The organism is Shinella pollutisoli (assembly GCF_024609765.1).
In the GTDB taxonomy this organism is placed as follows: domain Bacteria; phylum Pseudomonadota; class Alphaproteobacteria; order Rhizobiales; family Rhizobiaceae; genus Shinella; species Shinella pollutisoli.
Window position 1 is genome coordinate 92,519 of sequence record NZ_JANFDG010000016.1, and the last position, 23,668, is coordinate 116,186.

Annotated in this window: 32 protein-coding genes; 17 read left to right on the forward strand and 15 right to left on the reverse strand. The window is 66.4% G+C overall.

Going from position 1 to position 23,668, the window contains the following annotated elements; all coding sequences use genetic code 11:
- Nucleotides 1–20 precede the first annotated feature (20 nt).
- The 13 genes from NNZ72_RS14480 to NNZ72_RS14540 are packed head-to-tail and all read right to left on the reverse strand — an operon-like array spanning nt 21 to nt 7,447.
- Nucleotides 21–1,082 (reverse strand): tyrosine-type recombinase/integrase, encoded by a 1,062-nt coding sequence (locus NNZ72_RS14480; protein ID WP_257316040.1) that lies wholly within the window; start codon nt 1,080–1,082, stop codon nt 21–23.
- On the reverse strand, nt 1,069–1,275 hold the full coding sequence (locus NNZ72_RS14485) for a hypothetical protein (protein ID WP_257316042.1): 207 nt from the start codon (nt 1,273–1,275) through the stop codon (nt 1,069–1,071). Before NNZ72_RS14485 ends, NNZ72_RS14480 begins: the two co-directional genes overlap by 14 nt.
- Nucleotides 1,275–1,799 carry a hypothetical protein gene (locus NNZ72_RS14490; protein WP_257316044.1) on the reverse strand — a complete coding sequence of 175 codons (525 nt, stop codon included), beginning with the start codon at nt 1,797–1,799 and terminating at the stop codon, nt 1,275–1,277. Before NNZ72_RS14490 ends, NNZ72_RS14485 begins: the two co-directional genes overlap by 1 nt.
- Complete coding sequence (locus NNZ72_RS14495; protein ID WP_257316046.1) at nt 1,796–2,041, reverse strand: hypothetical protein; 246 nt, start codon at nt 2,039–2,041, stop codon at nt 1,796–1,798. Before NNZ72_RS14495 ends, NNZ72_RS14490 begins: the two co-directional genes overlap by 4 nt.
- Nucleotides 2,038–2,910, reverse strand: a complete 873-nt coding sequence (locus tag NNZ72_RS14500; RefSeq protein ID WP_257316048.1) for a DNA adenine methylase — start codon at nt 2,908–2,910, stop codon at nt 2,038–2,040. Before NNZ72_RS14500 ends, NNZ72_RS14495 begins: the two co-directional genes overlap by 4 nt.
- Nucleotides 2,907–4,232: a reverse transcriptase/maturase family protein gene (locus tag NNZ72_RS14505; RefSeq protein ID WP_257316049.1), complete on the reverse strand. Its 1,326-nt coding sequence runs from the start codon at nt 4,230–4,232 to the stop codon at nt 2,907–2,909. The genes NNZ72_RS14500 and NNZ72_RS14505 overlap by 4 nt, the downstream gene beginning before the upstream one ends.
- Nucleotides 4,229–4,600, reverse strand: coding sequence for a diversity-generating retroelement protein Avd (gene avd / locus NNZ72_RS14510; RefSeq protein ID WP_257316052.1), 372 nt, complete (start codon nt 4,598–4,600; stop codon nt 4,229–4,231). The genes NNZ72_RS14505 and avd overlap by 4 nt, the downstream gene beginning before the upstream one ends.
- A 19-nt stretch (nt 4,601–4,619) precedes the next feature.
- Entirely contained in the window at nt 4,620–5,573 is a 954-nt protein-coding gene (locus tag NNZ72_RS14515) for a phage major tropism determinant (RefSeq protein ID WP_257316053.1), read from the reverse strand.
- A 52-nt stretch (nt 5,574–5,625) separates the two neighbouring features.
- Nucleotides 5,626–6,534, reverse strand: coding sequence for a phage major tropism determinant (locus tag NNZ72_RS14520; protein WP_257316055.1), 909 nt, complete (start codon nt 6,532–6,534; stop codon nt 5,626–5,628).
- Nucleotides 6,535–6,565: 31 nt separating this feature from the next.
- On the reverse strand, nt 6,566–6,715 hold the full coding sequence (locus NNZ72_RS14525) for a hypothetical protein (RefSeq protein ID WP_257316057.1): 150 nt from the start codon (nt 6,713–6,715) through the stop codon (nt 6,566–6,568).
- Between the two features lie 2 nt (nt 6,716–6,717).
- Entirely contained in the window at nt 6,718–7,029 is a 312-nt protein-coding gene (locus NNZ72_RS14530; protein WP_257316059.1) for a hypothetical protein, read from the reverse strand.
- On the reverse strand, nt 7,026–7,256 hold the full coding sequence (locus tag NNZ72_RS14535; protein ID WP_257316061.1) for a hypothetical protein: 231 nt from the start codon (nt 7,254–7,256) through the stop codon (nt 7,026–7,028). Before NNZ72_RS14535 ends, NNZ72_RS14530 begins: the two co-directional genes overlap by 4 nt.
- A gap of 5 nt (nt 7,257–7,261) precedes the next feature.
- Nucleotides 7,262–7,447, reverse strand: a complete 186-nt coding sequence (locus NNZ72_RS14540) for a hypothetical protein (protein WP_257316063.1) — start codon at nt 7,445–7,447, stop codon at nt 7,262–7,264.
- Nucleotides 7,448–7,768: 321 nt separating this feature from the next.
- Here NNZ72_RS14540 and NNZ72_RS14545 point away from each other — a divergent pair, with 321 nt between their 5' ends.
- Entirely contained in the window at nt 7,769–8,347 is a 579-nt protein-coding gene (locus tag NNZ72_RS14545) for a hypothetical protein (RefSeq protein ID WP_257316064.1), read from the forward strand.
- Between the two features lie 275 nt (nt 8,348–8,622).
- Nucleotides 8,623–9,372, forward strand: coding sequence for a DUF5131 family protein (locus tag NNZ72_RS14550; protein WP_257316066.1), 750 nt, complete (start codon nt 8,623–8,625; stop codon nt 9,370–9,372).
- Here NNZ72_RS14550 and NNZ72_RS14555 read toward each other — a convergent pair.
- Together NNZ72_RS14555 and NNZ72_RS14560 are read right to left on the reverse strand one after the other, a co-directional pair.
- A complete protein-coding gene (locus NNZ72_RS14555) occupies nt 9,327–10,235 on the reverse strand; it encodes a three-Cys-motif partner protein TcmP (protein ID WP_257316070.1) in 909 nt (302 codons plus the stop codon). The two genes, NNZ72_RS14550 and NNZ72_RS14555, sit on opposite strands and share 46 nt — an antisense overlap.
- Before the next feature lie 13 nt (nt 10,236–10,248).
- Nucleotides 10,249–10,896, reverse strand: coding sequence for a S24 family peptidase (locus tag NNZ72_RS14560; RefSeq protein WP_257316072.1), 648 nt, complete (start codon nt 10,894–10,896; stop codon nt 10,249–10,251).
- An 86-nt stretch (nt 10,897–10,982) separates the two neighbouring features.
- Here NNZ72_RS14560 and NNZ72_RS14565 point away from each other — a divergent pair, with 86 nt between their 5' ends.
- The 15 genes from NNZ72_RS14565 (at nt 10,983) to NNZ72_RS14635 (ending at nt 23,657) form a co-directional block, all read left to right on the forward strand.
- Nucleotides 10,983–11,204: a hypothetical protein gene (locus tag NNZ72_RS14565; protein WP_257316073.1), complete on the forward strand. Its 222-nt coding sequence runs from the start codon at nt 10,983–10,985 to the stop codon at nt 11,202–11,204.
- A 249-nt stretch (nt 11,205–11,453) separates the two neighbouring features.
- Nucleotides 11,454–11,951, forward strand: a complete 498-nt coding sequence (locus NNZ72_RS14570) for a hypothetical protein (RefSeq protein ID WP_257316074.1) — start codon at nt 11,454–11,456, stop codon at nt 11,949–11,951.
- Entirely contained in the window at nt 11,948–12,277 is a 330-nt protein-coding gene (locus tag NNZ72_RS14575) for a winged helix-turn-helix domain-containing protein (RefSeq protein WP_257316075.1), read from the forward strand. Before NNZ72_RS14570 ends, NNZ72_RS14575 begins: the two co-directional genes overlap by 4 nt.
- Nucleotides 12,278–12,433: 156 nt before the next feature.
- The gene (locus NNZ72_RS14580; protein ID WP_257316076.1) at nt 12,434–12,622 is read left to right on the forward strand and encodes a winged helix-turn-helix domain-containing protein; all 189 of its coding nucleotides are present in this window, start codon (nt 12,434–12,436) and stop codon (nt 12,620–12,622) included.
- Nucleotides 12,615–13,424 carry a DUF6551 family protein gene (locus NNZ72_RS14585; RefSeq protein ID WP_257316077.1) on the forward strand — a complete coding sequence of 270 codons (810 nt, stop codon included), beginning with the start codon at nt 12,615–12,617 and terminating at the stop codon, nt 13,422–13,424. The genes NNZ72_RS14580 and NNZ72_RS14585 overlap by 8 nt, the downstream gene beginning before the upstream one ends.
- Nucleotides 13,421–13,798, forward strand: a complete 378-nt coding sequence (locus NNZ72_RS14590; protein ID WP_257316078.1) for a hypothetical protein — start codon at nt 13,421–13,423, stop codon at nt 13,796–13,798. Before NNZ72_RS14585 ends, NNZ72_RS14590 begins: the two co-directional genes overlap by 4 nt.
- Nucleotides 13,798–14,058: a hypothetical protein gene (locus NNZ72_RS14595; protein WP_257316079.1), complete on the forward strand. Its 261-nt coding sequence runs from the start codon at nt 13,798–13,800 to the stop codon at nt 14,056–14,058. Before NNZ72_RS14590 ends, NNZ72_RS14595 begins: the two co-directional genes overlap by 1 nt.
- Entirely contained in the window at nt 14,058–15,491 is a 1,434-nt protein-coding gene (locus NNZ72_RS14600; protein ID WP_257316080.1) for an MT-A70 family methyltransferase, read from the forward strand. Before NNZ72_RS14595 ends, NNZ72_RS14600 begins: the two co-directional genes overlap by 1 nt.
- A complete protein-coding gene (locus NNZ72_RS14605) occupies nt 15,488–16,579 on the forward strand; it encodes a DNA polymerase III subunit beta (RefSeq protein WP_257316081.1) in 1,092 nt (363 codons plus the stop codon). The genes NNZ72_RS14600 and NNZ72_RS14605 overlap by 4 nt, the downstream gene beginning before the upstream one ends.
- A 10-nt stretch (nt 16,580–16,589) precedes the next feature.
- On the forward strand, nt 16,590–16,877 hold the full coding sequence (locus NNZ72_RS14610; RefSeq protein WP_257316082.1) for a hypothetical protein: 288 nt from the start codon (nt 16,590–16,592) through the stop codon (nt 16,875–16,877).
- Nucleotides 16,877–18,880 (forward strand): DNA cytosine methyltransferase, encoded by a 2,004-nt coding sequence (locus tag NNZ72_RS14615; RefSeq protein WP_257316083.1) that lies wholly within the window; start codon nt 16,877–16,879, stop codon nt 18,878–18,880. Before NNZ72_RS14610 ends, NNZ72_RS14615 begins: the two co-directional genes overlap by 1 nt.
- Nucleotides 18,877–20,124: a helix-turn-helix domain-containing protein gene (locus NNZ72_RS14620; RefSeq protein WP_257316084.1), complete on the forward strand. Its 1,248-nt coding sequence runs from the start codon at nt 18,877–18,879 to the stop codon at nt 20,122–20,124. Before NNZ72_RS14615 ends, NNZ72_RS14620 begins: the two co-directional genes overlap by 4 nt.
- On the forward strand, nt 20,114–20,737 hold the full coding sequence (nusG, locus tag NNZ72_RS14625; protein ID WP_257316085.1) for a transcription termination/antitermination protein NusG: 624 nt from the start codon (nt 20,114–20,116) through the stop codon (nt 20,735–20,737). Before NNZ72_RS14620 ends, nusG begins: the two co-directional genes overlap by 11 nt.
- A gap of 634 nt (nt 20,738–21,371) precedes the next feature.
- A complete protein-coding gene (locus NNZ72_RS14630; protein ID WP_257316086.1) occupies nt 21,372–21,869 on the forward strand; it encodes a helix-turn-helix domain-containing protein in 498 nt (165 codons plus the stop codon).
- A gap of 3 nt (nt 21,870–21,872) precedes the next feature.
- The gene (locus NNZ72_RS14635; RefSeq protein WP_257316087.1) at nt 21,873–23,657 is read left to right on the forward strand and encodes a terminase large subunit; all 1,785 of its coding nucleotides are present in this window, start codon (nt 21,873–21,875) and stop codon (nt 23,655–23,657) included.
- Nucleotides 23,658–23,668 lie beyond the last annotated feature (11 nt).

The following is a 23,668-nucleotide window of genomic DNA, read 5'->3' on the forward strand; positions in this document are numbered from 1 at the left end:
TTGCGGCCTCTCCGCCGACCTCAATTTTCGGGCCGTTTTACAGCAAGTTTTACAGTTTCCGTTCTTGCTCTGGCCTCATCGATCTGACGAATGACCGCCTCGGTTGCAGCCGATCGGCTGACATAGCGGCGAATAATCCTGTCGACATGGTCTTCTTCCCAGCCGAGGATTTCCGCGATGACGCGCTTGTCCAGGCCTGCCTTGTAGAATTTGGTGGCGGCCGTGCCGCGAAGGTCGTGAAAATGCAGATCGCGATCATTGAGCTTCGCATCACTCTTTGCCTTGTTGAAGACCGAGGCGAAGCCGTTGACGGTCCAGGGCCGCTTGCGGCTGTTCGTCAGCACGATCGGCGAGCGCTTCGGGATCTCATTGATCAACTCGCGCAGCTCCGCGTAGATCGGCACGACGACCTCGCGCGTATGCCGGCTCTTGCCGGTCGTCATGATGATGGCGTTCTCGCCGACATGCGACCATGACAGCCGGAACAGGTCGCCGGCACGAAGTCCGGTCAGGGCGGCGAGACGTATCGCGTGCCTCGCCTCGGTGGAGCTAGCGGTGATAATCAGCTCCAGGTCGGCCGGCTCCCATATGATCGCGGCGCGATTGGCCGCATAGAGACGGCTTATGCCCTCGCATGGGTTCGCGCCGATCTTCCCGAGCGGGTCAACGGCATATGAGAGGACGCGCGACAGGACCTGCATGCCATAGTCTGCCGCGCGGGGCGTTGCGGCATAGGTTGCCCGCCATTTACGGATGCGCGGCCTGATCTGTTCCGGGCGGTCGAATTGCTTGATCCGCAGCAGGCCGAAGTGCTCGTCGATGCGATCGAGCCACCCGGACCAGTTCCTTTTCGTGCTGTCCGCCAACTTCTTGTAGTCATCGCTGCGCTTGTAGAGCGTCACCAAGGCCGAGAAGCGCGTGTCATCCGGTATGCGGACGCCCTCGAGAGCATCGCTATAGGACTTCAAGAATTCGGGCGTTCCCGGTACGCCGTGGACGCGCGGGCCGCCGCGCCAGGCGTAGTGATAGGTCTTGCCCTTCGATCTGACGGCATGCAGTCCCTTGAGATCAACGGTAGCCATGTTTCCGGTCGAACTCCATGAGCTCGCGATCAAGCTCGGATTCCTCGCTGCCGTCAACCTTCGCGGGCGGATGATCGGCCGAGACGCGGAAGATGAAGTCATCGATCTGGACCTCAGCCTTCACGCCCTCGCGCTTGGCGTAGTCAGCCAGGCGTTTCATGTCGGCTCGCGTCAGAGGGATCGCCGAGGCCATCATCGCCCCTCCTTCCATCGGTTGAACTCCGCGCGTAGCGAGAGCCAGCGCTTGCGGGCATCCTCGTCCGTGTCGATATCGGCGCGGGACCGGATCGCGAGGATGGAACGGACGCGGGCGTTCACCCGCTCGGCGTCGGTCGTTTCCAGTCCGTGGCGGTCATGGAGGAATCGCCGGAAATCCTGACGTTCACAGAGCATGGCGCACTCGGCGGAATGGTTCTTCCTCTTCGGCGTGCCGTCGCGCCGCTGCAACTCCGCGGCGGCGTCGTGGTATCGTCTGGCAAGTTTCTCGTAGGTGGAAAGAAGCCAGACGATATCGTCCCGTGCGTGAGCCATCAGCTCCTGGTCGCCGATATCCGCATTCAGGTCGAACGCAAGTACCGGCGCCTGGTCATCACCCTCGCCGGCCGTAATGACGAGACGTCCGTCGGCCACGAGGCCCCAGTCCGGCGAGGCATTCGCCAGCCGTTGCCGGATGGCGTTGAGCCGGATCTGGGCTGGAGATGTCGCCGGCTGACTCATTCGGCTCCACCCTCTGATGGGGTGACGCCAGCCATATCGAGAGCGGCGTGGCCGACGTCGGTCAACTGGGCGTCTCCGCCGATGACCTTTGTCCAGCGAGCAAGGCCGAGAGAGACAAGGCGGCCGACAGCGCTCGGGTTCGCTCCGACGATGCGCCATGCGCCGTAACCGAATCTTTGCTGAGAGACTTTGCCGTCCCGTATGAGCCCAAGGGTTTCAAGTTGGAGCTTGGTAATGCTCATGCGACACCTCCGAAAAGCAGCGGTGATTGTTCACGATCAAGGCGCTCGGCGCAGACCGGATTGATCCAAAGAACTTCAATGCGAGGGCGCGCACCGTCGGCGAGTGCTTGACGCTCTACACGCGTCCAATCGCGAAGCGTGTCGTCGTAGAGATCGGCGGGATAGCCGGAGAGCACCACCATTCCGGTGAGATCGCGTAGTACGCTGAGCAGCTCCTCGTGCTCGGCAACCGTCAACTCATGCCGGTACTGGTGCTTGGCGTCATAAATGTTCTTGCGTCCACGCGTTTCCGGCAGATATGGCGGATCGACGTAGTGCAGGGTCTCGGGGCTGTCATGGGTCCTCAACACATGGATCGCCGGCCGGCGCTCAATCACGACGCCGCGCATACGTTCGACGACGCCGGCGATGCGAAACGGGTACCGCGCCCAATCGTGCGCCGGTGTCGAGCCGGAGCGGTTCGAGTTCGCGCGGAAACCGGTTGTTTTGTGACCTGCGCTCATATCCGCATGGGCGTGCGAACCGAAGCCCATGAAGCTCCGAATGATAAGCCTGCGCGCTATCTCGATCGGTTCGTCGGCCTCATCCCAGGCGATCTCGTACTCCGATCTGGCAAAGGGAGTGATCTCCAGTGCCGCCACCAGACGCTCGGTCGCACCGCTGTCCTGGAGAACGCGGAAAAGAGTAACGACCTGCTCGTCCAGATCGTTGTAGACCTCGGCATATGCGCGCGTTTTCCGGAGCAGGACGGATGCCCCGCCGCCGAACGGCTCAACATAGATGCGGTGCCGTGGAAAATGGCTGATGATCCAGGGCGCCAACAGCCATTTTCCCCCATGCCAACGCAGAGGCGGAAGTGTTGGGCTCATTCCGACGCTCCCTTCGTGAATAGGGTGGAGCCCGTCTCCGCCAGCCCGAGGCTCCGGAGCAGGTTGCGGCTGTCGGCCCATCGGGCGTGGCCGGTCCATGCGGCGACGAAGCGCTCCAGGCGCTCGTACTCGCCGGCGGCGCGGAAGGCGCGGATCTTGCGGCGGGCGCGGATGACGCTGTCGCGGCGCAGCAGCTTGTGCGACGGCCAGATGCGATAGCCCACGAAATTGACGCCGCGGGCGACGGACTGGATCGACCATTTCGAGAACCGCAGCCCGAGACGGTCGCGGGACAGATCCTCGATCGAGGCGCGCACCTTGCGCAGGTGCTCCGGATCGCGGCCGAGGACGACGATGTCGTCCATATAGCGGTACCAGCAGCGCTCGCCGAGATCCTGCTGCAGGTGACGGTCGACGACGCCGGCATAGATGTTGGCGAATATCTGCGAGGTGAGATTGCCGATCGGCAGGCCAATCCCCGAGCGCGACAGCATCGCCTCGATGAGCCGCAACGTGGCGCGGCAGGATATCTTGGCCTCGATCAGGCGCCATAGGGTGACGCGCTCGATCGAATAGAAGTAGCGCGAGAAATCCGTCTTGAGCGCGTAGAGCGGCCCGTCGCGGTCCAGCCGACGCATGTCCGCCTGCAGAGCGATCGCAGCGGCATGCGTACCCTTGCCCGGCCGGCAGGCGAAGCTGCGGGGAAGGAGGGTGGCGTCGAAGATCGGGGCGATGACGAGGGAGACCGCCTGCTGCGCGACGCGGTCCTCGAAGGGCAACGCGGTTATGAGGCGTTCCTTCGGATCGAAGATGCGGAATTCGCTCGGCGGCCCCGGGCGATAGCTGCCGTCTCGCATGCGGGCGGCGAGAAGATGCAGGTTCAGCGAAGCATATTCGCGGAATTCGAGATAGCCGGGCGTCAGGCGTTTGCCGCGGGCGGTCAATCGCAGGGCTGTACGCATGTTGGCGTCGTCCGTGATCGGCCCGATGAGGTTCCGGTGCTTGCGTGCCAAGGGTCTCCTCCCTGCGCCGGTCGCGGGTTTCGACGGCAGGATTGCCGCTACTCCCCGCTGTACCGGACCTTGCAATGTGTTCGCCGCGGCCGGACGGTCAGGCCGACCACCCTGGCGCTTGCGCGCCGGTGGAATGTGGCCGGCGTGGCCTTGACCATCGCCGAGCCTGAAGGGGTCGTCGCAGGCGCCCCGGGCCGACAGGTTGTCGTTCGAGTTGTCGTCCCAGTTGTCGAGGTTCGCGTAGCGGGAGCCGGCATTCGAGCCGTTCATCCACGAGCCGCCGAACCAGGAGGCGCGATCCATCATCATGTCCCCGACCGCCCGTTGCTCTTCGCGAGCTTGATCCAGGCGCCCAGCATCGCGCCGACCTCGGCAATGTGCCCAAGGGCGGTGCGATGCTGGTGGTAAGAGATGCACCGCCTGTCCGTCGCGAATTGCAACCAGTAGCGCAGCGTCGCCAGTTGGGCGTCCGCCGCATGGAGCCGCGAGACCTGCCTCGACTTCGCGGCGTGATAGAGGAGGCCGACCGTGTCGCACAGCAATCCGATCATGTGCGCCCGCAGGTCGCCGTGGCGGCGGGGCATGGCTTGCAGGATCGGATAGAGATACGACACGACCGCTCCGTACTTTTCCACGATCGCCAGGTCCCGGGGATGTCCGTTCTCATCCCTGATCATGACCGGCGACCTTCCTGGTTCAGGCGGCGTTTGCGCTGTCGCGCAAACGTTCAGGATTCAGGTGGTCGCAGGCGCCCCGGGCCGACAGGTTGACGAGCGAGAAGTCGACCCAGCAGTCGAGGCCCGCGCAGCGGGAGCCGGCACCCGAGCCGTTCACCCACGAGCCGCCGAACCCGGAGGCGCGCGGGTTGTCCGGGTCGCCGTCGGTGCCCCACTGCCACATGGTGCCCGTGACGTCGAAGAGGCCTGCCTGGCTGATGAAACGGTGCGCCCCGCCAGTGAGCTCGCCGGTGGTTTCCGGCTCGACGCCACGGGAGCATCGCTCCTCCACGCCGAAGGCGGCGGCAAAGAACTCCTCGGCGCCCAGGAGACGCTTGCCGTGATGGGCGTAGATCTCGACGGCCGTCGCATAGTCCAGTCTCGGATACACACCCTTCCCGTTTACACGCACCGGCCGGCTGCGGCCGTCGGCGATGGTCGCGCCGTGGCGGCTGGTGCCCTGCTTCAGGTGTTCGGTCCCGAGCAGGTAGATGTCCGCCCATATCCTGGTCGTGCCCGTGTCGACGAGCGCCATCCCGCGCGGGTCGGGGCATGCCGGGCGAAAGTCGCGATCCCAGATCGAGCACGGATTGATGGCCGGCGTCGTGTCGCCGCCGGCGCGGCCCGTGGCATTGCCGCCCGGCGCATAATGGAAGCCGCCGATCCAGCCGGCGTCGAGCGGGTTGACTTCGCCGAGACGGACGGCGTAAGGCCGCCCATCGCCGTCGAGACCTACGCCGTAGTCGCTGCCGGCGACGAGCGCGCCGGCGACCGGGGTCTCGTCCTCGAATGCGTGGCGCGCATCGTCGATCGCGATCACCGTGCCGGCCCGGATGGCGATGGTGGTCCGGCCGGTTGCGACGAGGATGGGCAGGGTGAGGTCCGCCCTTTCGATGGAGACGGTATTCTGCTTCACTGCGGCGGCTGCCGTCATGATCCTGTTCCTTTGATTGTGAGGGTGGGGGGAGTTTGCGCTGTCGCGCAAACTATTCAGGGTGCAGGTGGTCGCAGGCGCCCCGGGCCGACAGGAGGCCGCTCGAGTCGCCGCCCCAGCCGCCGAGGAGCGCGAAGCGGGAACCGGCAAACGAGCCGCTCATCCACGAGCCGCCGAACCAGGAGGCGCGCGGGTCGTCCGGATCGCCGTCCGTGCCCCATTGCCAGAGGTTGCCGGTTGCCTGCATGAGGCCGAAACGGCTGGTCCGCGGGGCGTCGAGGCCGGTGGTTTTCGGGTGGCGTGGAGGGGCGGATTTCTCCGTGACGCCGAAAGCGGCGACGCGGAACTCGTCGTAGGTCAGGAGGCGCTTGCCGTGGCGGGCGTAGATGTCGACCGCGTCCCGGTAGTTGAGGCGCGAGAGCGAATTGCCGTCGGCGATCGTCGCGCCGCAGCGGCTCGTGCCGTTGCGTTCGTGCTGGACGCCGAGCAGGTAGATGTCCACCCAAAAGCGAGCCTCGCCCATTTCGACCAGCGCCATCCCGCGTGGATCCGGGCATGCCGGGCGAAAGTCGCGATCCCAGATCGAGCACGGATTGATGGCCGGCGTCGTGTCGCCGCCGGCGCGGCCCGTGGCATTGCCTCCCGGCGCATAATGGAAGCCGCCGATCCAGCCGGCGTCGAGCGGGTTCTCCGGGCCGAGGAGGGAGGCGAAGGGCTGGCCGTCGTCGCCGAGGCGTACGCCGTAGTCCTCGCCGGGGATGAGATCCGGCAGGGTCACGAGATCATCCTCCGGGAAGCTGGTGACGATCGCGGCGTCCGGAAAGCTCGCGACGGTGATCGTGGTGCCGGCGCGGATGGCGATCTCCGTGCAGCCGGTGGCGTGGAGGATCGGCAGGGAGGGATCGGGCCGGTCGATGGTGACCGGCGGGGCTTCTGATCGGGTTGCGGCGGCGATGGTCATCGGGTGTCTCCGTTGGGTTGGCGGCGAGGCGTCAGAGCACGCGCCAAAGAGCGATGGCGAGGGCTGCGATGGCGAGAAGCGGGTTGATGAGGACGAGAAGGAGGAGCAGGTTGCGGACCTTGCGCACCCGGCCCCGGCTCGCGGGGAGTTCGGCATAGTCGCGGGGCGGGCGGTCCTGCATGGTCAGACCCTCGCCGCGGCGGTGAGCTGCCGCTCCATCCGTTCGAGATGGACGGCGGCAGCCATGCCGAAAAGGCCGAGTGCCGCGATCGTCACGATGAGGACGAGAGGTGCCGCGCGGTCGGCGGCGCGCTCCAGGAGCGACGGCTCGTCGGGCAGGTCGATGACGGGCAGCGGCGCGGCTTCCCGCTCGCGCGCCAGTTCGCGCAGCCTTGCCACGCCGCGCTCGTAGCCGTCGGGGAATTCGGCGTAGGGCAGCCAGAAGGCCTGGCGGTCGGCGATGCCGGCGCGCCGTTCGAGATCGCCGAGGCTCATCGCGGCCCCTCCCCGCCCACGCGCTCGCAGCTCGCCACCCGGGTGCGGTGGTGCCGGCGGCGGCGCATCGCGAAGGTCTCCGCGTCCGCCGCGCAGGCGGCGAGCACGTCGTGCTCGCTGCGGTCGGTCAGGCGGACGCGGAAATGATGCTGCGACGGCCGGGGCTTCGCCGGCGGCGGACGCCGCAGGCAGAGCGCCTGGTCGTAGATGTGGTCGGTGAGGGCCATGGCGGTCAGGCCGCCTGCCGGACGGCGTCGGCATTGGCGCGCTCCGTCGCGGCTTCGCCGAGGGTGTCCAGTTCGGCGCGCGTGACGCCGCGGCGGATCAGGCGGTGCTCGGTGCAGTCGTCGCCGAGCTCGCGCATGATCTCGGCGATCTGGCGGGCGCGGGCGCGCTGGGCGAGGGTGAAGTTCTTCATGGCGGTTTCTCCAAATCGAGGTTGACTATCAAGATGTTGTGGTGCAGCGCCCGCAGAATGGATAAATATTGACAGGCGACGCCGATTCCTGCGCGTATTGGCAGGCCGGCCCCTGGCAGCGTCGCAAGCGCTGCCAAGGGCCTTCATCCCCAAGTGCACTCCCACCAGAGGACGATCTGAAATGACGAACAATGGAAACAACGGCTCATACGAGCAGAAGGGCTGGGGTCCGCGCCAGCCGACGCAAAGCACGCCGCGGCCGATCACCGGACCCACCGGCCCGCGGCAACCGGCGGCGCCGCCGCCGCCGAAGAAATGAGGATGGATATGGACCGCGCCAGACTGCAGCTGAACGTCCTGCGAAACGCTCTCTACCATGCCGGCCAGCGGCGCCGGTACGAGCGCTACACGCGCTGGTCCAACTTCCTTGTGATCCTGCTGGGCGCGAGCGCCATGGCAGATCTTGCGCGCCTCCTGGACTTTCCGGGCGGCGCGCTTCTCCCCGGGCTTCTGACCACGATCGTCGGCGGCCTCCAGCTGGTCTTCGACTTCGGCGGCAAGGCGCGCGACCATCAGGTGCTGCAGCGCGACTACTACACCCTGCTTGCCGACATCGAGGACGCGCCGGCAGCCGACGAGGCGCAGATTGCCCGCTTCTGCGCCGTCATGACGCGGATCGCCACCGGCGAGCCGCCCACGCTGCGCGCACTCGACGCCAGGGCCTACAACGACGCGCTGTCCGGCCTCGGCCATTGGAGCGAGGGCGAGAGGCTGCACATTCCCTTGTGGCACCGCATCGCCGGATCGGTCAGCGCCTTCGACGGCTACCAGTACGAGACGCTCGACGAGCGCCGCGTGCGCCGCTCCGTCCGGGATCGCCTGTTTTCCGTGAAACGATAGCACGCCGCTCTCCGTTCGGTGGTGATCCGGAGAGGTGGGTCGCCGTCGGATAGGAGGAGGAACGGCGACCCTGTTTTCCGGGGAACGGGAAATAGGTACAACATGCACCAATATCCCGTCAAGAGAAATTGGTGCAATTAGTACCAATATTGCTTTGCCAGCATTTTAGGGTATGTTTCGGGTCAAGGATGTCGGGCCGGCCTGCGGGCTTCCGACGCAACCGATCCTTAATCACTCCGCAATTATCACCGACGGTGAGCTAGGAGGATCGACCCATGGCAGACACGTCGATCGAATGGACGGACGCAACGTGGAACCCGGTCGCAGGCTGCTCGATCATGAGCGCCGGCTGCAGCAACTGCTATGCGATGAGAATGGCTGCCCGGCTGGAAGCGATGGGCGTCGAGAAATATCGCGGCCTCACCCGCAAGAGCGGCGGCCGCGCGAAATGGACGGGCGCTCTCGTCTTCGACGAGAAAGCCCTTGCCTTGCCGGCGAGCTGGACCAGGCCGAGAAACGTTTTCGTCAATTCGATGTCCGACCTTTTTCACCCGGACGTGCCGGCGGAGTTCATTCGCAAGGTCTGGGATACGATGTCGGCAACGCGCCGGCACACTTATCAAATACTGACCAAGCGCCCGGACAGGATGGCGGAGATACTGCAAGATGGCTTCGACGTCCTGCCGAATGTGTGGCTGGGCACGAGCGTGGAGGACGGGCGCGTGCTGCATCGGCTCGACGACCTGCGGCTGGTTCCGGCGCGCATCCGGTTCGTGTCATTCGAGCCGCTGATCGGATCTGTGGCTGGCGGCAAGCTGGACGACATTCACTGGGCGATCGTCGGCGGTGAGTCCGGTCCGAAGGCCCGCCCCATGGATCCGCGCTGGATCGACGAAATCTTCGATCTGTGCACGACGGCCGGGGCCGCCTTCTTCTTCAAGCAATGGGGGGGCGCGAACAAGAAGGCGACCGGGCGCTCCTATCGCGGCCGCACGTGGGACGAAATGCCTGCCTTGAGTATGTGACCGGCGAACCGTCGCGCCAACGCAATCGCCTTTTCGGAAGGATTCGAGGCCGCGAAGAACAGCGAGAAGCGCTGCGGCTTCCTCTGTGGTGGCAGAGGGAAAGGATCGGCGACCAAGGGAAAGATCGTCTCCAGGCGACGTTTCACATACTGCTCCAGACCGGCCACGTCGGCATTGCGCTGGCGTTCCGCCGAGGGTTCAAGTGCTCCCAGCAGGTCGACTGCCGGCGGAACGGGGCTGTAGAGTTCCGTTTCCCATTCGTTCGTGCCAAGCATCGTCGTCAATGCCCTCCGCTTTGTCGCGTCGACGTCGCTGATGCTTCTTGCGGCTTGGCGGTAAAGGCCGGAAAGCGGGAAAAGGAACCAGACGTCGATCGCCCGCGTCCGTGCTATCGCTTCGAGCGTCGCCCATGCGACTTCCATGCCGTAAGGGTCGAGGAAAAGGATCGCGCGGCGGGACGTCCAGTTCACTCGGTCGATGGTGGCCGGTATGAGGACGTTGGCGTCGCCATTGAGTATCCGGATATCGCGATCGGGATGCGCGGCCTTCAACGCTTCCAGCGCGGCGCAATGGGCTGCCTTCTGCTCCATGAAGATCAGGCGATCAAACGGTGGCACGATGTCGAGGGCGATTTTCGCGGATCCGCGCCGGCTTTCGACGCGCTCGGGGACCGGAGCCTCGAACAGGTCACCATCCCTGGCCTCGGTCCGGACCGTCCGCGCGCCAGTCCCGGCAAAGGCGTCGATATACCAGAGCGAATTGAACTTCGGCCGGAGCGCGGTCGCCCAGGCCTTGAGATACTTCTCGACCAGTTCCAGCTTGATCTCGGTGTGCTGGCCGCCGAATTCATGGTTGTCGATCAAGTCCCGGTGGCTCCTACATGTTGATAAGGGATCTCCGCACGCGCCCTACCACCGTCACCGCGCCCTGAAACCGCGGCGGCGGAACATCCTCATAACTCGCGGGCTGGAACGACGGATTCTCGCTCGGACGGTAGCGCTTGTATGTCGCCGCGCCGGTCTCGTCGCAGACGACGTAACAGGCATTCGAGACCAATCGCTTGTCCCTGAGGTTCACGAAAATCAGGGATTCCGGGGGCGATATCTTGTTCATCGAGTTGCCTTGAACCTCAAGGCAGATCCAGTCGCCCTCCGGCAGGTCGATCGCTGGCTCGGTCGGGAACTCGGAGAAGTCGGATACCCCGTCCTGGTCTGTCAACTGACCCGCGCTTACCCAAGAGATGCGAGGGACATCCACTATGGAAACTGGTTCGGCGTCCGCATCGTCTGGCTGGCCGATGCCAAACTGCAACCACTTGAGGTTCACCTTAAAGGCTTTAGCGTATCGCTTCGCGTCGGCTATGCCGAAACCATTGCGCCCGGACTCGTGGGATTTGTACTTGTTTTCGTTCCATCCGAAATGCTTGCTGACTTTTCGAATGCCGCCGATCTTAGAGTGTATGCGCGCGGCAGCAAGGCGCGCGGCGCGCTTCTCACGCTCAATCTGTTCTTCACGATTCGTCATAGTTACGATGTGTACCCATAGACGTTGGTGCAAATAACAACGTGTTGCGTTGACGTGGCGTAGGTATTTATTGTACCAATATCGCCATGACCCATGCTGACATCATCAACCTTTGGCCGTCGCTGACCGCTTTTGCGCAGGATCTGGGCGTGCCTTATGTGACCGCCAAGGCCATGCGACGCCGCGGTTCCATCCCGGCGACCTATTGGGTTCGGTTGGTCGACCACGCTGAGAGGCGGGGGCTCCACGGCGTCACGATTCGTCACTTGGCCGAGATGATCGCCATAACATCTGAGGCCGCCGAATGACGCGCATCCTCCCTCCTTCCCCGCGCGGCCGGTTTTTCTCCCTGGCCGGCCGCGCCCTCCGGCGCCGGGGCGTGAAGCTGCGCGGTTTCGCGTGGCGGGTCGCTCCGGCGCCGGTCGTCTTTCCTCGTACATGCGGACCCCCGTGATGTGACGGCCTGATCATTCGACGATTTCCATCCTTCCCGCCACGGGAAAGCCCGGCCGGATTTCCCGGCACGGGAATGCATTCTTGCTGTCCGGAGACATGCCATGTCCGATCCCTTTCTCTACCGGGTCAAAGCCGCGCAGCGCGACCTCATCGAGCGCTGCGGCGGCATCCTGCGCGTCGAGACGATCAGCGGCTATTCGAAAAGCCAGGTCGGGCGCTGGAACAATCCGTCCGACCCCGACCTAATGCCGGTCGGCGCCGTCCGCGTGCTGGAGGCCGACTGCGGCGTGGCGCTCGTGACGTCGGTGCTCGCCGAGGCGAACGGTCGGCGGCTCACCGACCCCGAGACGGAGCGTGCCGCCGACGTCTGCGTGATGCTCTCCCATGCCGAACTGATGCGGCAGGCGGCGGAGCTCGCCAACGGGATGGCGATCGCCATCTCCGACGGGCAGGTGACGCCGACCGAGGCGCAGACGGTGGACCGGCTCGCCGCCGGCCTGGAGCGGGCGGCGAGCGACCTTCGTGCCGCGCTCGCCACCATCAAGGCGCGCGGCGGCGTGCCGGCCGGGCTGCGGGTTGTCGGGGACGAGGGACGATGATCTGCTGCCCGACCTGCGGGCAGGCCCTGCCGCCCGATCGCTTCAGCTTCGACGTCGACAGCGGCGTGCTCGTCTGCGGCGGACGGTTCGTGCATCTGCCGCGCCGCGAGGCGCACGTCCTCGAATTCCTGCTCGAGCGCCGCGGCCGCACCGTCACGCGCTCGATCCTGTTCCAGGAGCTCTATCGCGGCGACGACGAGCCGGACGCGGAGAACGTGGTGGAGAGCCACGTCTCGAAGCTGCGCCGCAAGATCCTGCCTCTCGGCCTCGTCATCACGTCGGAGCGCTACAAGGGCTACCGGCTGACGGTGGAGGCGACGCTATGACCGCCTGCCCGTGCCCGACCTGCGGCCAGCCGCTGCAGACGGAGACCTTCGCGATCGACTGGGATGCCGGCATCATCGTCGCGGGCGGCCGGTTCGCGCAGCTGACCCGGCAGGAGATGGCGATCTTCTCCACGCTTCATGCCGCCAGGGGGGGGGGTGCGGACGAAGGAGCAGTTGCTGCGCGCCGTGACCTCCTTCATCGACGATGCGCCGGAGATCAAGATCGTCGACGTCCTCGTCTGCAAGATCCGCAAGAAGCTCACGGGTCTCGATATCCCCATCCACACGGTCTGGGGCGAGGGCTACCGCCTGGTGCCCCGCAAGGGAGGCATTCTGCATGAGTGAGGCTGTATCGGCAGATCTCGGCGAACGGTCCGAGCTGATGTGGGTCGACGTGGAGCGCATCTTCGTCGACCGCAACTACCAGCGCGAGCTGCGCCCGACGCGCGTCGCACAGATCCTGCGGGAGTTCCGCTGGTCGAAGTTCGAGCCCGTCGTGCTCGCCGAGCAGGAGGGCGGGACCTTCTCGGTGATCGACGGTCAGCACCGCGTCGCCGCCGGCCGTGCGCATCCGGCCGTGAGCCAGATCCCGGCCGCCGTGGTCCGGCTCTCGGGTTCGCGCGAGGAGGCGGGCGCCTTCCTCGACATCAACGTCAACCGCACGGCCGTGACGACCGTCGAGAGGTTCTGGGCGGGGATCGAGGCCGGCGACGAGGCCATGCTGCGCGTCCAGGCGGTGCTGGCGCGCGCCGGATGCGAGGTCATCCAGGCGGCAGGCGTCAGGCCCGCGTCCACGAAGACCAACGCCGTGACCGCCGTCGCGCGGTCGATCCGCATATACGGCGATGCGGCGACCTCGGACGCCTGCAGGGCGCTCTCCACCGCCTGGCCGGCGGATACGGGCGCGCTCGGCGGCATCTACATCCAGGCGCTTGCCCGCCTCTTCCGCAACAATAGGTCGACGATCAACGCCGAACGCATCGTCCAGAAGCTCAGGGGGAGCGACCGCAAGATGCTGGCTGCACAGGCCGAGACGCTGCGCAAGATCGGTGGCGGCGATGCTGCGCTCAACCTCTCGAAGGCGCTCTGCGAGATCTACAACAGGCAGCTCCAGGTCAACCACATCACGATCGGAGTGAAGGCATGACCGTCGCCCTCTGCCTCTTCGCCCGCCTCGTCTGCGGCCTTGCGGTTGTCGCGGCGCTCGTCATCGCGCTCGCGATCCTCCCCGCTCTCGCCCTCGTCCTTGCGGTCCCGATCCAGCCGGCCCGCGCACACGACGCGCCCTCCGGCTGGAGCTATCCCTTCGCCTGCTGCTCGAACGACGACTGCCGGCCGGTCGCGGAGACCGCGGTCGGCGAAGGGCCGGCGGGCTATGTCGTGCGCGCGACCGGCGAGGTCGTGCCCTATGCCGACCCCCGGGTGCGGGCCTCGCCGGACGGCGATTTTCATTGGTGCAGCGTGGCGGGCGAGGCGACCTCGCGCACGATCTGCCTGTTCGTGCCGCCGAGGGCGTTCTGATGGTGCGGGCGAGATATCGCGATGGCGAGCGTCCGGCGCCGGAGGTTCCGCCGGAACCGCTCGGGCCGCGCGGCGTAGCGCTGCTGCGCCGCATCCGCTTCGCGGGCGGCAGCTGGCGCTGCGAGCGCAACCGCGACCGGGATGCCGCCGGGGCATGCGAGATGCTCGGCTACGTTTGCCGCGACCGGCGCGACGAGGAACTGCTGCTTCTCACCGATGCGGGTGCCGCGCATCTCGACCGGCTGATGAGGGCGCACTGATGGCGCTGAGTCCTGATCAGTCCGCCATCCTTGCCGCGGCCCTCGCCGGCGGCCGCTATCACGCAGCCGACGAGGCGGCCACGAAGAAATGCCGGAAGCTCAACGCGAAAGGATTGTTGCGGCGCGATCCGAAGGACGGTGCGCTGTGGTATCCGACGGATGCGGCGGCCGCGCTCGACCTCTCGACCGCCGAGCCGCCGAAGGAGACGGGACCGCCCGCCGGCGGGCCGCCGGCGCGACTTCCGCACCATCCGCTGGCCGGGCTCTTCCCGATGCTTGCCGCCGAGGACCTGCAGCGGCTGGCGGACGACATCGCCACGCGCGGCCAGGAGGAGCCGGTCTGGCTGCTCGACGGTAGAATCCTCGACGGGCGCAACCGCGAGGCCGCCTGCGCGCTCCTCGGCATCGACGCCTGGACGAAGGACTACGAGGGCAAGGACCCGCTCGGTTTCGTGCTGTCGCTGAACCTGCACCGCCGCCACCTGACGGAAAGCCAGCGTGCGATGGTCGCCGCCCGGATCGTCGACTGGGAGCGCGGCATCAACCAGGCGACGGCCGGGTCTGCAAATTTGCAGACCCGCGAGGCCGCCCGCCGGCTTTCGATCTCCGAGCGCGCCGTCGCGGCGGCGAAGCGGGTGCGCGATCAGGGCATCGAGCAACTGTCCGATGCGATCCGCGACGGGCGGATATCGGTCAATGCCGGCGAGGCCATCAGCTTCCTCGAACGCGAGGCGCAGGAGGAGGTCCTCCGGCTGGAGGAAAAGCAGATCGTCCAGCGGGCGAAGGAGATCCGCGAGAAGCGTTCGCAGCTCCGCCATGCCGTCCGGCTCGCGCACATGGCCCATGTCGTCGACCAGGGCCGGCCGACGGCGGGGCGCGTCGAGACGAGATATCCCGTGATCTACGCGGACCCGCCGTGGCGCTTCGGCGTGCGCAGCGAGGTGACGGGGCGCGAGAAGAGCGCGGAAAACCATTACCCGACGCTCCCGACCGAGGCGATCTGCACGCTGTTCGAGGAGATCGGCGCGCCTGCAAAACGCGACGCCGTGCTCTTCCTGTGGGCGACGAACCCGATGCTGCCGGACGCGCTGCGCGTGATGGCGGCCTGGGACTTCACCTACGTTCATCACTGGATCTGGGACAAGGAGATCGCCGGCACGGGCTATTGGGGCCGCGACCGGCACGAGCTGCTGCTGATCGGCCGCCGGGGCGACCCGGCCGCGCCACTGCCCGGCACCCAGCCGGAGACCGTCCACCGCGAGCCGAAGGGGCGGCATAGCGCCAAGCCCGACTGGTTCGCGGAGCAGATCGAGCGGCTCTATCCGGACATGCCGCGGCTGGAAATGTTCTGCCGGAGCCCGCGGCCCGGCTGGCACGCATGGGGATACGAGGCCGCGCCGGGCGCGGCGGATCAAGAGGAGATCGAGACATGAGACTGCAGACGACCGCAGGACAGCTGCGCGCCGGGCTCCGCGCGCTGCAGGGCATCGTCGGGCCGCACTACACGGCGCCGATCCTTTCGACCGTGAAGCTCGGCGGCGGCCGCCTCGTCGGCGCGAGCCTCGACGCGCGGCTTTCGGTGGCCCTGCCGTCGATCGGGGCGATGGAGGGCGAGGTCGCCATCGACCATCGGGCCCTGCGGGCGCTCGCGGCCAGCGTCGATCGCGACGTGGTGCTGACGATCGACGGGTCGGGCGAGCGCGCCGCCGTCACCTTCGGCGGCTCCGAATACCGGATGCCGTCGCTTGCGGCCGACGCGTTCCCGGCCGATCCCGAGATCGAGGGCGAGCGCGCGGCGACCGGCAATCTCGGCCTGGTCGCCGCGATCCGGCGCGTGCTGTTCGCCATGTCGCGCGAGGAGACGCGCTACTATCTCAACGGCGTGGCGATCCTCGTCGACCCGGACGGGCAGGCCCTCGTCGCGGCGACGGACGGTCATCGCCTCGCCACCTGCCCGCTGGACGTGGCGCCCGAGGGGAGCCGCGGACTGATCGTTCCCGCGCCGATCGCCGGATGGCTCTCGCGGCAGGGGCGGGAGCCGGAGGCCTGCGTCTTCGATCCGGGCCGCAAGCGGGCGCGGTTCGAGCTTGCCGGCATGACCTTGTCCGCCAGGCTGATCGACGGCACCTATCCCGATGTCTTCCGGGTGATCCCGAAGGATGCCCGGCCGGCGCTCGTCGTGGATCGCCAGATGCTGCTGCGTGCGCTGCGCCGCATCCGCGCCTTCTCGCCCTACAGTTTCAAGGGCGTGCGCCTGCTGGCCGAGGGGGGGCATCTCACCGTCACGATGAGCGATGCCGGCGAGGGATGCGCGGCGCGGGAAGCCGTTCCGCTGGCGGAAGGGCACGCGGTCGGCGCATTCGATGCCGGATACAATGTCGGCTATCTCTGCTCGGCGCTCGCCGCGCTGCAGGGCGACCTCGTCACCGTTTCCGCGCCGGCCTCGCCGGGCGGATCTCCGGCGGTCTTCACGGCGGAGGGCGATCGCCTGCGTGTCGTGCAGATGCCGATGCGGGTGTGAGGTGGCTTCGGTGAGCAACCTCGTCCCGATCATCGACGAACTGGAGAACGCGCGGACCGACGCCGCGCGGGCCCGCTGGCTGCTGCAATGCCCGCCCGGCTATCTCGGCAAGTACGAGATGACGATCCGCAACCGGCTGCGCAGCGCCGGCTTCCTCGCGGGCATCGACTATCTGGAGACCGAGCGCCTGGTGATCTGGATGCCGCGCGGCGCGACCGGGGAGATGCGGGCGGCGGCGCAGGAAATGCTGGCGGCGGCCCGCTCGGCAATGGTCGCGATCGCGGAAGGGGGTGCCTGATGCTGTTCGAGCCCGTCCCGTCCCGGCCCGCGGCGGCCGGATCCGTGCGCCCCCTGATCATCGACAGCTTCGCCGGCGGCGGCGGGGCCTCGACGGGGATGGAGATGGCGCTCGGCCGTTCGCCGGACATCGCCATCAACCACAATCCGGCGGCGCTGGCGCTGCATGCGGCGAACCATCCGGAGACGCTGCATCTTTCGGAGAACATCTACCGCGTCGATCCGCTCGACCATGTCGCCGGCCGGCATGTGGGGCTCGCGCATTTCTCGCCCGACTGCAAGCACTTCTCGAAGGCGAAGGGCGGCAAGCCGGTCGAGCGCAACATCCGCGACCTCGCCTGGGTGATCGTGCTGTGGGCGGAGCGCGCCAAGCCCGACGTCATCACCATGGAGAACGTCGAGGAATGGAAGGACTGGGGGCCGCTCGTCGAGACCGGGCGCGGGCTGATGCCGGATCCGGCGCGGCGCGGCGAGACGTTCCGGGCGTGGCTGAAGGCGATGCGCCGTCTCGGATACCGCCGCATCGAGTGGCGCGAGCTTCGCGCCTGCGACTACGGCGCGCCGACGATCCGCAAGCGCCTCTTCCTGGTCGCGCGATGCGACGGCAAGCCGATCGTCTGGCCGGATCCGACGCACGGGAGCCCGGACGATCCCGACGTCGTCGCGGGGAGGAAGCTGCCCTGGCGCACGGCGGCCGAATGCATAGACTGGTCCCTGCCGTGCCCGTCGATCTTCGATACAAGCGACGCCATCATGGAGAAGCACGGCCTGCGCGCCATCCGCCCGCTCGCGGCCGCGACCATGGCGCGGGTCGCGCGCGGCATGAAGCGGTACGTGCTCGATGCGGAGAGGCCGTTCATCGTCCGCACGGACATGGCGAGCGCCGCGTCACGCAATGGCGTGAATGATATCGAGATGCCGTTGAACACGGTCATGACGGCGGGCTCGTTCGGGATCGTCTCTCCTTCCGTCATCCGCTTCAACACAGGCGCGACGGGGCAGGATGCGCGCAAGCCGCTCTCGACGATCACCGCGAACAGCTACATCGAGAAGCCGGGCGGGGCTGCTCCGCTCGGCGTGATCGCGCCGCATCTGATGACGATGCGCAATGCCGGCAAGCCGTTTAACGGCGCTGATGAGCCCGCGCATACCATTACCGCCGGCGGAGCCGGTTTGACGCTCGTCGCGTCCACGTTGGTCCAAACGGGTTATGGCGAGCGGGAAGGCCAGTCGCCGAGGGCGCTCGATCCGGACAAGCCTCTCGGTACGATCATGGCAGGCGGAGTGAAACATGCTGCTGCTTGTGCCTATCTCGCACAGCACAACAACGACAGCCGGCGCACCGGCGGCGTGAATCCCGGCAGGCCTGCGAGCGAACCGTTGTCGACGGTAACGCAATCCGGCTCGCAACAGGGCATCGTCTCCGCTTTCGTGTCGCGCCAGTTCGGCACGTCGACGGGGCACGCTATGGATGCGCCGTCGGCCACCGCCATGGGCGATGGCGGCGGCAAGTCCGCACTCATCGCTCCCTACCTGCAGGCCTACTACGGCGTCGATCAGGATACGCCCGAGACTGAGCCCGTCCACACACTCACGACGAAGCCTCGCTTCGGGCATGTGGAATCGAAACTGTCGCCCCCGCCCTTCACGGCGGATCAGGCCAGCCGCGCGCGCGAGGTCGCCGCCTTCCTCAGGGCACACGGCTTCTGGGACGATCGCGAATTCGTGACGATCGCCATCGGCGGGGAGACCTTCGTCGTCGTCGACATCGGCATGCGCATGCTGACGCCGCGCGAGCTCTACAACGCTCAGGGCTTCCCGCCCGACTATGTGATCGACGGCGGATGGCAGACCGACGAGGACACGGGCGAACCGGTCTGGGTGTCGTTTCCGAAGTCGGTGCAGGTCTCCTGCGTCGGCAACAGCGTCTCGCCGCCCGTCATGGCCGCGCTGGTGGCGGCCAATTGCCCGGACCTCGCCGTCTGGCGGGAGGCGGCGGAATGAGCCACGACGCGACCAACTGGGCCATCAAGCAGCGCGGCATAAAGCCGGCGCTGAAGGTCGTGCTCTGGAACCTGTGCGACCGCTATCACCCCGACAACGGCTGCTTCCCGAGCCAGGACACGCTCGCGGCCGATTGCGAGGTCCCGCGCTCCACGCTGAATGTCTATCTGCGGGAGCTGGAGGAACTGGGGCTGATCGCCCGCGAGCAGCGCCGGGAGCGGTCCTCGAACCGGCAGGAGCGCACGCGCTACCGCTTTCCCTTCGAGCCTGATTTCCCGAAGAAACCTGCGGAAATCCCGTGTCCAGAAACGGGACACGGACCGGAGCAGGCCGAGTCCAGAAACGAGCAGGAGCCGAGTCCAGAAAACGGCGAAAGCCGAGTCCAGAATCTGGACAGTAACCCTGTAAGGGAACCAGTAAAGAGAACCGGTAACGAGAGAGGGGGCGCGGGCGCGGGCGAGGAAGATCGGGAGGACGACCCGAAACGGCTGCGCGAGCGGTTCAGGGCGCTGGAGATCGGCCGTCACGGCAATCCCTGGCCGCTGTTGCTCAAGACCAACTCGGGCTGGGCGTTCCGGCAGTTCCTCAAGCTGACGCCGGAGGAGCGGGTCCAGGCCGAGGAACTCCGCGATGCGTTTCTCACGGCGTGCCCGAAAGTGAAATCCGGGGACCGCAAGGGAGAGCCGGACGCGCCCATGCTCGGCGTCTACCTGCGCGACAAGCGGTTCCAGGTGCTCGGCGCCGTCGCTCCGGACGCGATACGCCGCGCCGCCGGCGATGCCGCCGCACCGTCTCTGCCGTGCAAGGCCTTCACCAAGGGCTGGCAGGGGAAGGTCTATGCGATCCTGCTCGGCCCGGAGCGGCCGCACCCGCCGCCGCGGGGGATGCTCGCCCACCTGATGACGCAGGACAACGCGATGGGCGAGCGCGAGCGCCGCGCCTATCGCCAGCGGCATTCATGGCCGGAGGTCTGGGCGATGCACGAGGAGCCGCGCGGCACGTTTGTCGCCGCCGAGATTGTGGCGATCTCGGAGGACTTCCGCAGCTACAACGTCCAATCCCCGGAGGTGGCCGCCTGGCGTCGGCTGCACGAGCGGATGGGCTGGTCGTGGCCGGACATGGGCGACGCCCAGTGGATATGCCTGCCTCCGATGGATGGGACGGACGACGACGCGGCGGCGGATGCGCTGGAGCGGTATCGGCAGAAACTGAGAGAGGTGAGGGGCGATGAACATGCAGCGTAACGACTGGATGGGAACGCCGATCGGCATCCCGCGCGATTCGTCCCGGGAGCAGGAGGTGAGGCTGGAAATGCTGCTGAAGGCGGCGAATCGCTCGAAGGATCGCCGCTGGTATGCTGTTCGTGTATGGACCGGCCGCGAAATTGCTGTGGAAGATGCGCTCGTCGCACTCGGCGTCGAGACATGCCTGCCGATGCGGATGGGGCCGGAGCTGAGGCGTCGGCACCGCATCATCCCGCCCCAGCCCATGCCGGCGATCCATGGTTACGTGCTCGTTTGCATGCCGCCGGACGGCGCTGTCCTGGGTGCGCTGAGGGCGATTGACTATGTCGTCGAGGTAGTCGGTGGCCTTGAGCATCCCATGTCCCTTCCTGACGAGGAGGTGATGCGTTTCAAGGCTTTGGCCGATGCTGGCCTTTACGATTGGCAGCATGAGGTTCAACAGCGTTGGCGTGTCGGTGAGAAGGCGGGTATCGGCGCCGGCATCTTCTGGGGTGCTGCCTGTGAAATCCTCTCTTGCCGCTCCGATGGATGCGGGGATGCGGTGGTTCTTATCAGCCTGCTCGGCAAGGACGTGCCGGTAACGGTGCCCCTTGCAATTCTGGAAAAGTTGTGAGAGTCATTCGCCACTGGATGAGCTGATGATCCTGCAGTGAGCCTCTGAGAACGCCTAAACAGCGGGGAGCGATCCCGAGGTCGGTACGCCGGTCAGCCCCAGCCCTGACGAAGCCGTAGACGGCGGACGCGATTCAGGGCCAGTGCGCAAGCTATGTCATGACGAATGTGAAGGCGGCCGAAGGGTCGCCTTTCGTATGTATAGGGTATGGGCAGGATCAGAATGATCGAGAGCGGCATTCGGGTAATCGATGCCCGGACCGTCAAGCCCCCCCCGAAAGCCGCGGACCCTGAACTCCAGACCCAAGAGCATCGCAACTGGGCGCGCGCTGTGAAACAGCGCGCCGGCTGGCGTTGCGAATGGGTGGAGGGCGGCAAGCGGTGCGAGGTTCGTTCTCCGGCCCGCCTCTTCGCCGACCACATCGTCGAGCGTCGCGATGGCGGCGCCCTTCTCGATCCGATGAACGGTCGGTGCCTCTGCGGATCGCATCACACACGGAAGACGGCCGCCAGCCGGGCGGCGCGTCTCGCTAACCGATAACCCTGCCGAAGCGGGCTGGGGGGGGGGGGGGGGTGAATTCCCCCGACCCCCGGGGCCCGTAACCGCATGGGGGGCACGAGCAGATTTTTTTTCGATGGAACCGATTATTGACCTCTTCGGGAACCCTCTGATCGAGCCCAACCGCAAGGTCGGGCGGCCGGAGCACGAGCCGACGGAAGAAATGATCATAAATATCATGGTGTTGCTGGCTTCAGGGATGACCAACAGGGAGGTCGCGCAGACCGTCGGTCTCTCGGTTCCGACTTTGCGCAAGCATTATTTGCACCTGACCCGGTGCAAGGCCGTCCTGCTGCAGCGGCTGCGCACGAAGCTCAGGACCGCGCAGATCCAGCAGGGGCTGGCCGGCAGCGCCGCCGCCCTCTCGGCGGCACTTCGCATGCTCGACACCGTCGACGCCGAGCGCGTTGCCCGCACGCTCAAGGACAAGGCCGCGAACCAGCCCGCCCAGCGTGGCGGGTACGTCTCGAAGAAGGAGCGGCGTATGGAAACCGCGATGTCGATCGGAGGCAAGTTCGCGCCGCCCGGCGGGCCGCGGCTTGTCGCCAACAACGGGCAGGCGGTCGAGGAGTAGGCCGTGCCCCGTTTCTCGACAGCATGTCCCGACTGGGAGCGCCGGATCGTCGCGCGGGAGAGCCTGATCCCGTTCTCGCCGCTCTTTCCGGACGAGGCGACGGCCGCGCTTGAGGTGTTCAAATCGCTCCAGATCACGGACCTTCCGCAGGTCTATGACCGGAAGATGGGACGCCATCGCCACCCGACCTTCGGCGAATCATGCGAGCCCTATGTGTTCGACCTCGTCGCGGCGATCTTCGGGGCATACGATCCGGATTCCGCCCGCCGCATGATCGATGAGGTCTTCCTCCTGATCTCGAAGAAGAACATCAAATCGACCCTGTCGGCCGGGATCATGCTCACCGCGCTCATCCGCAACTGGCGGCATCATCAGGAACTGATGATTATCGCGCCGACGCAGCAGGTCGCCGGCAATTCCTTCGTGCCGGCCGCGGCGATGGTCGATGCCGACCCCGAGCTCGACGCGCTGCTGGACGTCAACAAGAACACGAAGGAGATCACTCACCGGCTCACAAAGGCCGTGCTGAAGATCATCAGCGCGGACTCGGCCACGGTCGGCGGGAAGAAGGCCGCCTTCGTGCTGGTTGAGGAATTGTGGATGTTCGGCAAGAGGGCGAATGCAGCGTCGATGCTGCAGGAGGCCACGGGCGGGCTCATCTCCCGCCCGGAGGGGTTCGTCATCTACATCACGACGCAGTCGGACGAGCCGCCGGCCGGCGTCTTCAAGGAGAAGCTCGACTATTTCCGCGACGTCCGCGACGGCAAGATCGACGATCCGTACAGCCTGCCGGTGCTCTACGAGTGGCCGGAGGAGATGGTGAAGTCCGAAGCCTATATGGATCCGGAGAACTGGTACATCACCAATCCGAACATGGGGCGGTCGGTCAATCTCGACTGGCTGAAGCGCAAGCTCGCCAAGGTCTGCGCCGGCGACGACGAGGAAAAGGACACGGTCCAGAGCTTCCTTGCCAAGCATCTGAATGTCGAGATCGGCATGAACCTCCGCAAGAACCGGTGGCCTGGCGCCGGGTTCTGGGAGGCGGCGACCGACGCGGACCTGTCCGCGCTGCCGCCTTACGAAGCGCTGGAGGCCGTGATCGAGCGCAGCGAAGTCATCGTCGTCGGTCTCGACGGTGGCGGCCTCGACGACCTGTTCGGTCTTGCCGTCCTCGGCCGGGAGCCGGCGGAAACGGAAGTCACCGTCGTCGTCAACGGCCAGAAGACGACGAAGCTCATGAAACGCTGGATCGCGTGGCATCATGCGTGGTGCCATCGCAGCGTATTGAGGCGACGCCAGAAGATCGCCGACCGGCTTCTCGATTTCGAGAAGGAGGGAAACCTGACCGTCATCGACGACGCGCTCGAGGACATCGTAGCGATCGTGGAGATCATCCGGCGCGTGAAGGACGAAGGCCTCCTGGCGGCTGTCGCGGTCGATCCCGCGGGTCTCGGCGAAATGGTCGACGCGCTCGCGGATCCCGAGGTCGACGTGACGACGGAAAACGGCCTCCTCGTGGGCATCCCCCAGGGATACGCCATGATGAACGCCATCAAGACAGGCGAGCGCAGGCTGTCGAACGGCATGCTTCATCATGCCGGCGGCACCATGATGACGTGGTGCGTCTCGAACCTGAAGATCGAACCGACGGCAACCGCGATCCGCGCGACGAAGCAGACGGCGGGAGACGCCAAGATCGACCCCGTAATGGCGTTGTTCGACGCCATCACGGTCATGACGAAGAACCCTGTGGCGCTGGGCGGCAAGTCGTTCTGGGAAGCCGCATAGGAGACTGACCC

Coding starts and splice junctions, on each gene's coding strand:
- NNZ72_RS14540 (WP_257316063.1), bottom strand. CDS start 7,447: ATGAAGAACTTCACCCTCGCCCAGCGCGCCCGCGCCCGCCAGATCGCC.
- nusG (WP_257316085.1), top strand. CDS start 20,114: ATGCAGCGTAACGACTGGATGGGAACGCCGATCGGCATCCCGCGCGAT.
- NNZ72_RS14620 (WP_257316084.1), top strand. CDS start 18,877: ATGAGCCACGACGCGACCAACTGGGCCATCAAGCAGCGCGGCATAAAG.
- NNZ72_RS14585 (WP_257316077.1), top strand. CDS start 12,615: ATGAGTGAGGCTGTATCGGCAGATCTCGGCGAACGGTCCGAGCTGATG.
- NNZ72_RS14495 (WP_257316046.1), bottom strand. CDS start 2,041: ATGAGCATTACCAAGCTCCAACTTGAAACCCTTGGGCTCATACGGGAC.
- NNZ72_RS14615 (WP_257316083.1), top strand. CDS start 16,877: ATGCTGTTCGAGCCCGTCCCGTCCCGGCCCGCGGCGGCCGGATCCGTG.
- NNZ72_RS14605 (WP_257316081.1), top strand. CDS start 15,488: ATGAGACTGCAGACGACCGCAGGACAGCTGCGCGCCGGGCTCCGCGCG.
- NNZ72_RS14490 (WP_257316044.1), bottom strand. CDS start 1,799: ATGAGTCAGCCGGCGACATCTCCAGCCCAGATCCGGCTCAACGCCATC.
- NNZ72_RS14570 (WP_257316074.1), top strand. CDS start 11,454: ATGTCCGATCCCTTTCTCTACCGGGTCAAAGCCGCGCAGCGCGACCTC.
- NNZ72_RS14595 (WP_257316079.1), top strand. CDS start 13,798: ATGGTGCGGGCGAGATATCGCGATGGCGAGCGTCCGGCGCCGGAGGTT.
- NNZ72_RS14630 (WP_257316086.1), top strand. CDS start 21,372: ATGGAACCGATTATTGACCTCTTCGGGAACCCTCTGATCGAGCCCAAC.
- NNZ72_RS14545 (WP_257316064.1), top strand. CDS start 7,769: ATGGATATGGACCGCGCCAGACTGCAGCTGAACGTCCTGCGAAACGCT.
- NNZ72_RS14565 (WP_257316073.1), top strand. CDS start 10,983: ATGACCCATGCTGACATCATCAACCTTTGGCCGTCGCTGACCGCTTTT.
- NNZ72_RS14600 (WP_257316080.1), top strand. CDS start 14,058: ATGGCGCTGAGTCCTGATCAGTCCGCCATCCTTGCCGCGGCCCTCGCC.
- NNZ72_RS14530 (WP_257316059.1), bottom strand. CDS start 7,029: ATGAGCCTCGGCGATCTCGAACGGCGCGCCGGCATCGCCGACCGCCAG.
- NNZ72_RS14515 (WP_257316053.1), bottom strand. CDS start 5,573: ATGACGGCAGCCGCCGCAGTGAAGCAGAATACCGTCTCCATCGAAAGG.
- NNZ72_RS14550 (WP_257316066.1), top strand. CDS start 8,623: ATGGCAGACACGTCGATCGAATGGACGGACGCAACGTGGAACCCGGTC.
- NNZ72_RS14485 (WP_257316042.1), bottom strand. CDS start 1,275: ATGGCCTCGGCGATCCCTCTGACGCGAGCCGACATGAAACGCCTGGCT.
- NNZ72_RS14520 (WP_257316055.1), bottom strand. CDS start 6,534: ATGACCATCGCCGCCGCAACCCGATCAGAAGCCCCGCCGGTCACCATC.
- NNZ72_RS14560 (WP_257316072.1), bottom strand. CDS start 10,896: ATGACGAATCGTGAAGAACAGATTGAGCGTGAGAAGCGCGCCGCGCGC.
- NNZ72_RS14535 (WP_257316061.1), bottom strand. CDS start 7,256: ATGGCCCTCACCGACCACATCTACGACCAGGCGCTCTGCCTGCGGCGT.
- NNZ72_RS14575 (WP_257316075.1), top strand. CDS start 11,948: ATGATCTGCTGCCCGACCTGCGGGCAGGCCCTGCCGCCCGATCGCTTC.
- NNZ72_RS14480 (WP_257316040.1), bottom strand. CDS start 1,082: ATGGCTACCGTTGATCTCAAGGGACTGCATGCCGTCAGATCGAAGGGC.
- NNZ72_RS14500 (WP_257316048.1), bottom strand. CDS start 2,910: ATGAGCCCAACACTTCCGCCTCTGCGTTGGCATGGGGGAAAATGGCTG.
- NNZ72_RS14525 (WP_257316057.1), bottom strand. CDS start 6,715: ATGCAGGACCGCCCGCCCCGCGACTATGCCGAACTCCCCGCGAGCCGG.
- avd (WP_257316052.1), bottom strand. CDS start 4,600: ATGATCAGGGATGAGAACGGACATCCCCGGGACCTGGCGATCGTGGAA.
- NNZ72_RS14505 (WP_257316049.1), bottom strand. CDS start 4,232: ATGATGATGGATCGCGCCTCCTGGTTCGGCGGCTCGTGGATGAACGGC.
- NNZ72_RS14590 (WP_257316078.1), top strand. CDS start 13,421: ATGACCGTCGCCCTCTGCCTCTTCGCCCGCCTCGTCTGCGGCCTTGCG.